The organism is Acidimicrobiales bacterium, assembly GCA_036491125.1.
Lineage (GTDB): Bacteria > Actinomycetota > Acidimicrobiia > Acidimicrobiales > AC-9 > AC-9.
In genome coordinates, this window is record DASXCO010000195.1 from 22,392 (window position 1) to 32,966 (window position 10,575).

11 protein-coding genes and 4 tRNA genes are annotated in these 10,575 nt (G+C 69.7%); 12 read left to right on the top strand and 3 right to left on the bottom strand.

The window, feature by feature from the left end; genetic code table 11:
- Positions 1 to 21 precede the first annotated feature (21 nt).
- Positions 22 to 3,078 carry a phosphatidylglycerol lysyltransferase domain-containing protein gene (locus VGF64_15705; protein ID HEY1636209.1) on the bottom strand — a complete coding sequence of 1,019 codons (3,057 nt, stop codon included), beginning with the start codon at positions 3,076 to 3,078 and terminating at the stop codon, positions 22 to 24.
- Positions 3,079 to 3,134: 56 nt separating this feature from the next.
- On the opposite strand from VGF64_15705, the gene VGF64_15710 reads away from it, so the two are divergent.
- Together VGF64_15710 and VGF64_15715 are read left to right on the top strand one after the other, a co-directional pair.
- Complete coding sequence (locus VGF64_15710) at positions 3,135 to 3,641, top strand: hypothetical protein (GenBank protein ID HEY1636210.1); 507 nt, start codon at positions 3,135 to 3,137, stop codon at positions 3,639 to 3,641.
- 78 nt (positions 3,642 to 3,719) lie between these two features.
- Positions 3,720 to 4,577 (top strand): M48 family metalloprotease, encoded by an 858-nt coding sequence (locus VGF64_15715; GenBank protein ID HEY1636211.1) that lies wholly within the window; start codon positions 3,720 to 3,722, stop codon positions 4,575 to 4,577.
- Positions 4,578 to 4,640: 63 nt separating this feature from the next.
- Here the strand turns inward: VGF64_15715 and VGF64_15720 are convergent, their stop codons facing one another.
- Positions 4,641 to 5,129: a YajQ family cyclic di-GMP-binding protein gene (locus VGF64_15720; GenBank protein HEY1636212.1), complete on the bottom strand. Its 489-nt coding sequence runs from the start codon at positions 5,127 to 5,129 to the stop codon at positions 4,641 to 4,643.
- A gap of 81 nt (positions 5,130 to 5,210) precedes the next feature.
- Here VGF64_15720 and VGF64_15725 point away from each other — a divergent pair.
- From VGF64_15725 to mptB, 4 genes are all read left to right on the top strand, one after another.
- Positions 5,211 to 5,292 (top strand) — tRNA-Tyr (locus VGF64_15725).
- A gap of 65 nt (positions 5,293 to 5,357) precedes the next feature.
- Positions 5,358 to 5,738: a RidA family protein gene (locus VGF64_15730; GenBank protein HEY1636213.1), complete on the top strand. Its 381-nt coding sequence runs from the start codon at positions 5,358 to 5,360 to the stop codon at positions 5,736 to 5,738.
- A gap of 102 nt (positions 5,739 to 5,840) precedes the next feature.
- A complete protein-coding gene (locus VGF64_15735) occupies positions 5,841 to 6,683 on the top strand; it encodes a G1 family glutamic endopeptidase (protein HEY1636214.1) in 843 nt (280 codons plus the stop codon).
- Between the two features lie 190 nt (positions 6,684 to 6,873).
- Positions 6,874 to 8,460 (top strand): polyprenol phosphomannose-dependent alpha 1,6 mannosyltransferase MptB, encoded by a 1,587-nt coding sequence (gene mptB, locus VGF64_15740; GenBank protein HEY1636215.1) that lies wholly within the window; start codon positions 6,874 to 6,876, stop codon positions 8,458 to 8,460.
- Here the strand turns inward: mptB and VGF64_15745 are convergent.
- Positions 8,445 to 8,945: a GNAT family N-acetyltransferase gene (locus VGF64_15745; GenBank protein ID HEY1636216.1), complete on the bottom strand. Its 501-nt coding sequence runs from the start codon at positions 8,943 to 8,945 to the stop codon at positions 8,445 to 8,447. The two genes, mptB and VGF64_15745, sit on opposite strands and share 16 nt — an antisense overlap.
- A gap of 94 nt (positions 8,946 to 9,039) precedes the next feature.
- Here VGF64_15745 and VGF64_15750 point away from each other — a divergent pair.
- From VGF64_15750 to VGF64_15775, 6 genes are all read left to right on the top strand, one after another.
- Positions 9,040 to 9,112: transfer RNA gene (locus tag VGF64_15750), tRNA-Thr, on the top strand.
- Positions 9,113 to 9,118: 6 nt separating this feature from the next.
- Positions 9,119 to 9,195: transfer RNA gene (locus VGF64_15755), tRNA-Met, on the top strand.
- Between the two features lie 37 nt (positions 9,196 to 9,232).
- Positions 9,233 to 9,397: a 50S ribosomal protein L33 gene (rpmG, locus tag VGF64_15760; GenBank protein ID HEY1636217.1), complete on the top strand. Its 165-nt coding sequence runs from the start codon at positions 9,233 to 9,235 to the stop codon at positions 9,395 to 9,397.
- 37 nt (positions 9,398 to 9,434) lie between these two features.
- Positions 9,435 to 10,019 (top strand): RNA polymerase sigma factor, encoded by a 585-nt coding sequence (locus tag VGF64_15765; protein ID HEY1636218.1) that lies wholly within the window; start codon positions 9,435 to 9,437, stop codon positions 10,017 to 10,019.
- A complete protein-coding gene (locus tag VGF64_15770; GenBank protein HEY1636219.1) occupies positions 10,009 to 10,458 on the top strand; it encodes a hypothetical protein in 450 nt (149 codons plus the stop codon). The genes VGF64_15765 and VGF64_15770 overlap by 11 nt, the downstream gene beginning before the upstream one ends.
- Positions 10,449 to 10,521, top strand: a tRNA-Trp gene (locus VGF64_15775). The genes VGF64_15770 and VGF64_15775 overlap by 10 nt, the downstream gene beginning before the upstream one ends.
- The last annotated feature ends 54 nt before the right edge of the window (positions 10,522 to 10,575 follow it).

Consider the following 10,575-nt stretch of genomic DNA (forward strand, 5'->3'; position numbering starts at 1 on the left):
GGCTCGGCAGGTGCCACTCACTCACCGCCCTTGGCTCGCGAGCTCCTCTGCAGGCTCGCCCGCGTCACCGTTCGGCGAGCTGCCGCGCGCTCCGTCGGGCACCAGGAACCGGCCGATGAGCGGGAGCTCCCAGAAGGACTCGGCCCGGGCGATGGCCACAGCCACTGCAGGCGCCTGCTCGGGCGACTGGTACACCGCGTAGCGCGGCTGCCAGTCCGGGTCGTATTTGGCGTTGAAGCGCCACAGCGACTCGATCTGCATCGAGGAGGACATTCGCCGCAGCATCCAACGCTCGACCCGGCGATGCAGGCCGTCGCCGCTCTCGCCGGCCAGCACCGAGCGCATGGTGGCGAAGTTGAGCCCCAACCCCTGCATGCCCATCTGGCGAAGATGCTCGATCGTCTCCACGATCACGAAGTCCAGCAGGCCGTTCGGATGGTCACCGTCGTCGCGCCGCATGAGGTCGAGCGAGTAGCCGTTGATCCCCGTCGCGGGGACGTACTGACAGAAGGCGACGGGGGTGCCGTCGGCGGCGGTGGCCACGGCCAGCAGCAGACCCACGTCGCGGGGATCGAACAGACGCCCCAGCGTCATGGAGAAACCACGCTCGACGTCGCCTCGACGGCTGCGGGTCATGACGTCGCGCAGCGCATCAGCGAGAGCCGGCTCGAGGCGGGCCGGATCGTGGAAGGAGATGGTGTAGTCGTAGCGCGCTATGCGCTTGACGGCCTGGCGGAGTCCCTTGTTGCGGCCGCCCTGCAACGAGAATCGGGTGATGTCCACGACGCCTTCGTCACCCAGGTAGAGGTCGTGCATGCCCGAAGACCGGTAGGTCGGCAGCCAGTCCTCCCCCGCACCGAGAACGGCCAGGGTCCAACCATGGCTGTCGACGAAGGTGCGGAACGACGACCAGAGTCGGTCGCGCTCGGCTTCGGGGCCGATGGGGTCGGGCGAGACGAGGCAGACGCCGCCGTACACGGCGTAGGCCACGACGCTGTCGCCGTCGATGAAGTGCATCTTGTCGTCACGCAGAGCGAAGTAGTCGAGCGTCCCCTGCCCGTGGCGACGGACGATATCCCTGGTCCGGTGCTGGGTGCCGGCGGCGACGAGACGCCGGTCGACCACCGGCCGGAACAGCAGCACCAAGGCGACGAGGGCCAGGCCCAGGCCGACGGCGAACAGCGTGGGAGCGAGGAACTCGTCCACCCGGTGGGGCAGGCTCACGGTCCGCAGCCCGACCATCCGCCCGGCGACCGCCTCCAAGGCCCTCAGGGGAGCCAGGGGTCGGTCGTCGCGATCGAGGGCCAGGGCGATCTCTACCGACGCCGCCGTCACCACCGTCACGGTCACGGCCCCGACCAGGAGGGCGAGGGCACCCCTTCTCCGGGACGGCCGGTCGACCGCTCCGGGGAAACTGGAGCGGTTGACCACCAGGAACCAGGCCACGCCGAAGGCGATGACCACCTCCTCCAGGCCGCCTCCCTGGACCAGGTGCAGCACCCCGGTGCCCACCAGCAGGCCCATGGCCACGGTCCAGGCCTGGCGCTGGCCCCTCCGGACCCCGCGGGCCAGGCCCAGGAGGGCCAGCCCGGCCAGGGCGACGAGGGCCGAGGCGGCCTGGGAGACCGACAGCGGGACCGCGTCGCGGACGAAGTCGAAGTGATGCCGGAACGGCGCCGTCACGGCCGAGGCCAGGTTGATCACGCCGGCGAGGGCGATGGCCACGGCCGCCAGGCGACGTACCCGGCGCTGGCGTGAGGCGGGGTCGGCGAGCTGCGGATAGGGGGGACCGTGGGGAAAGGTGGCCACGACGGCCGGATGCGGATCGCCGAGGTGGCGACGGCGGGCGGCCATGCGCTCGATAGCGGTGGCGCCGGGCAGGTCGAGGCGGGCCTGTAGCAGCCGGGCATGGAGCTCCGCTCCCGCCTCGAGCTCGACCCACGACAGCTGCCGGCGGTGCAGGAAGACCGGCGGCAGTCCGAGCCGGGCGGGGCACTCGTCGACCACCTCGGCCACCGCTCCCGGGTTGGCGTAAAAGCCCGTCCCGAGGATGCTCAGCTCGGGCCGCCGGGTGTGGCCCGTCACCAGCCCGGCGAGACCCGCGCCCACCAGCGCCGTGGCCTCGGCGCGCGCCCTGTCATTGGGGTCGTCACCAGGGCTGCCCAGGGCGACCCCTCCCATGGCCGCCCAGGTGCGCCGGCTCACCCAGGCCACCCCCAGCACCACCAGCACCAGGTCGAGGACCGTGGTGAGGCCGACCAGGCCCAGTCGGCGGGGCCAGGCGCCCAGATGGGAGAGGTGCTGGGCCGGCGCCGCCCAGAGGTAGGAGAGCGGGACCTTCAGCAGGATGGCCACGGCGAAGGGCACCAGGAGCCACCAGGCGTGTCGAGCGAGCCGCCGGTATGCCAGCCGCGAGGCCAGGAAGCGGGGGAAGCGTGACGGCTCGGGGAGCCGGTCCACGCCCTGGAGCCAGGAGGACCGGGCCCCGCCCAGGGCAGGAAGCATGTCGGCGAGCAGGTGGTGGCCGACGGGGGTGCAGGCCGGGTTGCGCGGATCGGCCAACGCGTGACGGGGATCGAGGCGATGGCCGGGCTCGACCCGGACACGGCGCCGACCAGCTCCGGTCTCGAGGGACACCTCGACGGCCAGAGCCAGCTCGGCCCCGAGCTCGCCGGAGACGGCGCCGGCCGCGGCATGGTCCCAGGCCAGACGGGCATCCCGGCTACCCGGGAGGCAGATCAGGCGGCGACCCTCCCCGGCACTGAAGCCTCGAAGCGCCGTCCTGAGCCTGGGGTGGGCGCCCAATGCCGCCCTGGGATCCGGCGCCGCGTCGGAGGGCTCGGCCACCAACAGCTCGAAGAGGTTGCCGGCCACGATCAGGGCTCCCGGACCGCTCCAGGCCTCGACGGCGCGGGCCAGGTCAGTGGTGGCCGAGGCCGAGGCAGGCGTCGCCGAGGATCCCAGCAGCAGATCGCTCGCGACGAGCACCCGGCCGCCGAGCCCCACCTCGACCTTGAGCTCGTCGACGATCTCCCGGGGCCGGCCTCCCGGGCGGGCGGTGGTGCCGTCGAATGACATCTCCAGCCATCTTGGCAGCGGTTCGCACAGCGCCCGGCAATAGGCTGCACATCGAGATGGCCGAGGCCACGGCGCCGCTCGCGCCGCCCGACAACTGGAGGTGGGCGGCCGAGCCCGTCCCCTCCGGGCCCGCGGTGATTTTCGATATCGACGGCGTGCTCTCGGACGCCGCCAGTCGTCAGCACTATCTCGAGTCGCCCGGACGCGACTGGAACGCGTTCTTCGACGCCTGCGGAGAGGACCCCCTCATCGAGGAGGTCGACCGCCTCTTGGACCTGCTCGATCCAGAGCTGGCCATCATCCTCGTGACGGCCAGGCCCATACGGGTGCAACCCCAGACACTGGCGTGGCTCGACCGCTACCGGATGCGCTGGGACCTGCTGGTGATGAGGGAGCTCGGCGACTACGACACTGCTCGTCACTTCAAATATCAGGCGGTGTCCGATCTGCGGGCCTACGGATTCCGGCTGTTGCTTGCCTTCGAAGACGACCGGCGTAACCTCGAGATGTTCCGGGGAGAAGGAGTCCCGTGCCTCTACATTCACTCGGGCTACTACGACTGAGCCCGGGAGCGGGCCCGCCAGGAACGAAAGCCCTCTAGCCGACGTTCTCGGTGGGTAAGGACCTAGGAATGGTGGTCGATGGGATTTAGGAACACCCTCAAGACGTATGTGCTGCTCGCCGGCCTCGGCGGCCTGTTGGTCGTCATCGGGTTCGCCATCGGCGGGAGCGGTGGCGCGGCCATCGGCCTGGTCATCGGCCTCGTGATCACCGGCGCCTCGTACTGGTTCTCGGACACGATCGCCATCAAGGCGGCCCGGGCCGTCCCGGTCAGCGAGGCCGAGATGCCCGAGTACTACCGGGTGGTGCGGGAGCTGACCCAGCGCATGGACATGCCCATGCCCCGGCTGTACGTGACGCCCGAGATGCAGCCCAACGCCTTCGCCACCGGGCGCAGCCCCAACCACGCCGCGGTGGCCGTAACCAGAGGCATCCTCTCGATCCTCGACTGGGAGGAGCTGCGTGGCGTGCTGGCCCACGAGCTCAGCCACGTGGGGAACCGCGACATCCTGATCGGCTCGGTGGCCGCCGCGGTCGCCATGGGCATCACGTTCGTGACCCGCATCGCCCTCTGGACCACGATCTTCACCGGAGGAGACGGCGAGGGCGACGACAACATCTTCGTGCTGCTCGCCCTCGTGATCCTCGCCCCGCTCGCCGCGGGCCTGCTGCAGTTGGCCCTCACCCGCACCCGTGAGTACGGGGCCGACCGCTCGGGGGCCCGTCTGCTCGGCGACGGCGAGCCGCTGGCCCGAGCGCTGGCCAAGATCGAGGCGGGCGTGAAGGCGGTGCCGATGAACGTGGCGCCCGCTGAGGCGTCCATGTTCATCGTCAATCCGCTCTCGGGCCGCCGGGTCAACTTCGCCAACCTGTTCATGACCCACCCGCCGACCGAGCAGCGCATCGCCCGCCTCCGCTCCGGCGAGTGGCGCAAGTAAGGCCCGCTCCAGGGGTCCCGAACAGTCGAGCCGGCCCGGGAGGGCGGCCGCCAAGGGTGAGGCTCAGTCCCTGAAGTTGGAGAACTGGAGGGGAATCCCGAAGTCCTCGCCCTTCACGGCGGCGATCACGGTCTGAAGGTCGTCCCGCTTCTTGCCCGAGACGCGCAGCTGGTCGCCTTGGGCCTGGGACGTGATGCCCTTGAGCTTCAGGTCCTTCACGAAGCGGTTGAGGCGGCGGGCGTGATCGGCGGAGATGCCGGCGTTGATGGTGATCGACTGGCGGACCGCCCCCTTCGCCGCCTCCTCCACCTTGCCCGAGGCCAGCGCCTTGAGCGAGACCTGCCGCCGCACGAGCTTCTCCTCCAGCACCTGATGGAGGGCCCGCAGACGGTCCTCGGTGGACGAGCGCAGCCGGAGCTCGCGCTCGGCCAGCTCGACGCCGGACTCGGTGTTCTTGAAGTCGAAGCGGGTCGAGGCCTCCCGGTTGGCCTGGTCGACTGCGTTGCGGACCTCCTGGAAGTCGACCTCGGACACGATGTCGAACGTCGGCATGCTCTCAAGCTATCGCCCGGTCGCGTCCTCGCTGTCCAACGCGGCTGAGCAGCCAGGACGCTGCACTATCGTGCCCAGGGCGGGTCGGTGCCCGAGTGGCCAAAGGGAGCAGACTGTAAATCTGCCGGCGTTGCCTTCGGAGGTTCAAATCCTCCCCGGCCCACAACTGCTGGGACAACGTGACGAGGTGACGGCCGCGCTGAGCCGCCGGGTCTAAGGTCCGCCGCCATGCGAAGGACCGTCAACGTCGAGGGGTTGTTTCGGCTGCCCGCCTTCTCCCACGCCACCGTGGCCGGTGACCACGTCTACGTCTCCGGCGCTCTGGGAACCACGGGGGATTCGGACGAACTGGCGCCTGGCGGCACCGGGCCGGAGACGCTTCAGGCGCTGCGCAACATCGAGCGGATACTGGCGGCGTGCGAGGCGACGCTCGACAACGTGGTGAAGGTGAGCGTCTTCCTGGCCGACATGGCGACGGGGCCGGCGATGAACGAGGCCTATCTCTCGGTCTTCACGGGGGATCGTCCGGCTCGCATCACCGTCGGCGGCGTGGGTCTGGCCCTCGGAGCGGCGGTCGAGATGGACTGCATCGCCTACCGGGGCTCCTGACCACCCGCTAGTTCCTTGTAACTAGTAAATATATCCCTCGGGCGGGTGAAAATCGCTGGACCAGGCCAACAGTGGGGGCACCGACGAGGAAAATCGGACACAATGCCGAAACAGGTGCCCATGTTCTCCGTGCGCCGTGCCACCGTCCTTTCCGTGCTGCCTCTGATGGCAGCCCTCTTCGCAGCGTCGCCAGCTGGACCCGCCACCGCAGCGGGTGCAACCACACCGGCCAAGTACCACCGCCTCCTCATCCCCTTCGGAGCGAACAAGTCCAACAACTGGTCCGGCTACAACCAGGGGACTGTGGAGCAGGGGAGCAAGTTGTTCAGCCAGATCTCAGGGGACTGGACGGTTCCCACAGCCACCCAGCACAAGGCAGGGGAGGCGGAGAACTCCTCGAGCTGGATCGGCATCGGCGGTGGCTGCGTCGACGCCACGTGCACCGTCCCCGACTCCACCCTGATCCAGACGGGCACCGAGCAGGATGTCGCCGCCGACGGCACACCGAGCTATTCGGCCTGGTGGGAGATCATCCCCGCACCGAGCCTGACGATCAGCACCATGAGCGTCCACCCCGGTGACCACATGCACGCCAATATCTCCGAGCTCGTGCCCCTGACCGAGGTGTGGACGATCACCATCCAGGACGTCAGCACCGGTCAGACCTTCACCCAGACGGTGCCCTACCCCTCGACCCATCTGACGGCCGAGTGGATCACCGAGACCCCGACCCTGATCAGCACGAGTGGCACGAGCCTCGCGGCGATGCCCAACCTGTCGGGAGCGTCCTTCTCGTCGGCCAAGACGAACTCGGCCCCCGCCGGCTTGAAGCCCTCCGAGGAGATCCAGCTCGTGAACACGAGCGGCCAGGTCCTGGCGACGCCCTCGGCACCCAACGGCACCGCCGACGGGTTCAACGTCTGCACGTACGCCACGAGCTGCTAGCAGTTCCCGCCCTACCCCTTGTCTTCGTCGGCCCGGCCAATATGGCCGGGCCGACGTCGTTGTAGGGGCCGTGCGCGACCACCAGGTCAGGTTGGGGTAACGTAACCTAACCGTAATGCGGGCGTCGGCCCCTGGCCGGTGCCAGCGAGGGCCGGATGTGGGCTTGGCTTGAGCTGACAGGGCGAGGGCGATGCGACAGCTGTGGGCGGATCCAGGACGCCGGGCACGACCGGGCGACGGCGATGTGCAGGCCGACGCGGCCTCGGATCCGCAGCCCCCCAGCCTCGTTCGCCCCGCGATCCTCGGCTTCCTCGCCACCACCGCCATCACCATCGGGGCGTCCCAGCCCGCCTCGCCCTTCACCCTCAAGCAGCCCGGCGCCTGGTACTTCGGCATCCCGGATCCGGGCGGGCACGCCGAGGGGCTGCTCCTCAGCCTGGTGCTGGTGTTCGCCGGGATGATGGTGCTCTCCAGGATCTGGTACGACCTGGCCCGACTGCTCAAGCGCCAGAGCGGCGTGCCGGTGAAGAAGCTGGCTGTCATCTTTGCCATCTGGGTGCTGCCACTGCTCGTGGCGCCCCCCCTGTTCAGTCGCGACGTGTACAGCTACGCCGCCCAGGGGGACATGGTCACCCACGGGATCACCCCCTATCAGTACGGCCCGAGCACGCTGGGCGCGGGCCCGTTCGTGACGAACGTGGACCCGCTGTGGGGCAACGCCCCTGCGCCCTATGGTCCGGTCTTCCTGCGGGTCGACGGCCTGCTCGTCAATGTCACCGGCCACAACCCGCTGGCGACCGTGGTGGGCCTGCGCCTGTTGGCCCTGGTGGGTGTCATCCTCATGGCCGTCTTCATCCCCAAGCTGGCCGAGGCCTACGGACGTGATCCGGCCAGCGCGTTCACCCTCGCCGTCCTCAATCCGATCACCCTCCTCCACCTCGTCGGGGGCGCCCACAACGACGCCCTGATGCTCGGTCTGCTCGTCGCGGGCCTGGCCCTGGCCAAACGTGGAAGACCCGTGCTGGGCATCGTGATCTGCACCCTTGCCGCCGCCATCAAGGTCCCTGCCGCGGTCGGCATCCTCTACATCGGATGGGACTGGCTGGGGACCGATGTGCCGTGGCGAGAACGGGTCCGACCCCTGTTCACCGCCGCCCTCCTCGCCGGGGGGGTGATGGCCGTGCTGGCCAACGTGACCGGCATGGGATGGGGCTGGGTGACATCCCTCGGCACTCCTGACGCCGTCCGCTCGATGATCGCTCCCTCGACCTTCCTCGGCACGTGGGGCGGGCACCTGTCCCACGCCCTGGGCGTGGGGCCGAGCCCGCATGCGGTTCTCTCGATGGCGCGCGGCCTCGGGTTGGTCGCCGCCGGCGTGGCCGGGGCGGTCCTGTTCCTCCGGAGCCACCGGATCGGCAGCGTCCAGGCTCTCGCCTTCACCCTGCTCGCCATCGTGGTCCTGGGGCCGGTCGTGCAACCCTGGTACGTGGCCTGGGGGCTGATCGTGCTCGCTCCGGTCGCCGTCGGGCGGGCCTGGGGTGTGCTCATCGGCCTGTCGATCGGCGTCTCGTTCCTCGAGCTGCCGGGGGCTCGACTCCTGCTGGACGAGCTCAGCCGTAACAACATCGCCTACGTCCTGTTGTCGATCGTGGCCCTACTGATCACCCTGGCGGTGACCACGCCGTTCGGCGGCGCCGTCGCCCGCGCTCGGCGCGTCCTGCTCGAACGGATGTTGCCCCCGGCTCCCGCGCCGGAGCCGACTCAGAGCATCCGCTGAAGCACGGCCACATCCAGCCAGCGGTTCAGCTTGCGGCCCACCTCCCGCTCCACCCCCACGAGCTCGAACCCACACGATCGATGGAGCGCGATGGAGGGCTGGTTGTCCCCGACGACTCGACCCACCACGGTGTGGAACCCGTGCGCCGTCGCCAGGCGGGTGAGCTCGGCCAGCAGCGCGCGTCCGACCCCCTGCGCCCGGCGCCCGCTGTCCACGTAGACCGAGTCTTCGACCGTGGTGGCGTAGGCCGGCCGGTCGCGGTAGCGCGAGAGGGACCCGAAGCCGAGCAGGGAGCTGCCGGAGGTGGCCACGATGGCCGGATAGGCCCCGGCGTGCTCGGCCAGCCAGCTTCGTTGCTCCTCCGGGCTCCGGGGAACGATGTCGAAGGTCGCCGTCGAGAGGACCTCGTGGTTGTAGATGGCCCGGATGGCCTCGGCGTCGGCCAGCGTGGAGGGCCGGATCAGCATGTGGTCGACGTTACCCACCGTGATCGTCCTGGAGCCGGCCTCCCGTCGGCTTGGGATCGCCCGGCGGGCCGGGGACTATCATCGGGCATCGCGGTCGGCCAGGTCCGCCACGGCCCCCTTAGCTCAGTCGGCAGAGCACAGCCATGGTAAGGCTGGTGTCGTCGGTTCGATTCCGACAGGGGGCTCACCCTGGCGGCGTAGCTCAGTTGGTTAGAGCACACGGCTCATAATCGTGGGGTCGTCGGTTCGAGTCCGACCGCCGCTACCAGCAAACCGACAGTCACCGGTGTGAAAGGAGGCAGGCCGTGCCCAGAGCGGACAAGCGGGTGAAAGTCACCCTGGCCTGCGAGATGTGCAAGCGACGCAACTACATCACCATGAAGAACAGGCAGAATGATCGCGAGCGCATCGAGATGAAGAAGTACTGCCGATGGGATCGCCAGCACACCCTGCACCGCGAGACCCGCTGATGGTAACGGCAGCGGGCCTCCGGAGGTCTTAGGGGTGATGGCCGACGCCGCCGCCGAGCTCGTGGCCAGGGCCAAGTCAGGCGAGCGATCGGCGTTCGAGGATCTCGTCAGGGAGACATATGCCGACACCTACGCCTTGGCCTTCCGCCTGACCGGCAACGAGGACGACGCCTGCGACGTCCTCCAGGACGCCTACCTGAGGGCGTACCGGTCCCTGAAGCGATTTCGGGGCGATGCCGCCTTTTCGACCTGGATGTATCGGATCACCGCCAACTGCGCCACCACCCACATGGTGCGCCGGGGTCGGGCCCGGCACGAGGAGCTGGACAGCGACGCGCCGGTCGCCGACGGTCGGATCGACGGCGATCCCGAGGCCATGGCGAGCGTCACGCTGGAGCTCGGTCGGGTCGCGATCGCCCTCCAGGACCTCCCACCGCGCCTGCGGGCCGTGGTCGTCCTGCGCGACATCTACGACCTGCCCCACGAGGCGATCGCCTCGGAGCTCGGCATCAGCGAGGCGGCGGCCAAGGTCCGCCTGCACCGGGCCCGCAAGAAGCTGCGCGAACGGCTCTTCCCGACCCGGGGGGAGCGACTGGCCGAGGAGCGGGTCCGTGCGGTGTGAGGAGGTCGTCGACGCCCTGCCCCAGATCATGGACGGCCTGGAGGCGGCCGATCGCAAGGTCGTGCGTCATATCCAGACCTGCCTGCGCTGTCAGGCCGAGCTCGTGCAGTACCGCAAGCTCTTCCGCGTCCTTCACCAGATGCGGTCCCAGGGGGCCGAGCCACCTCCCGGGACGGTGGGTCGGCTCCTCACCGGGATCGAGGAAGCGGCCGAGCGGGGGGCCATCCGTTCGGCCCTGGCCGGGCGGCGCATGGCGTACGCGGCCGGCCTGACCGCGGCGGCCGGGGCGGCGGCCACCGCTGGCGTGGTCGTGGTCCTCGCCAGCCGCAGCCGCGGCGGCAAGGTGGGCCTGGTCGGATCGCCGCTGGCAGGCCGGGTGCCGCAGGCGGTCAGCAGTTTGCCCGGTGCTATCCTCACTCGGAGCCCCCAAGGGCAGTAGCTCAATAGGCAGAGCACCGGTCTCCAAAACCGGCGGTTGGGGGTTCGAGTCCCTCCTGCCCTGCTCGCCCGGTGACCGGAGCCGAGGATCGCCGTGAATCGTCAGACCAAACGTATG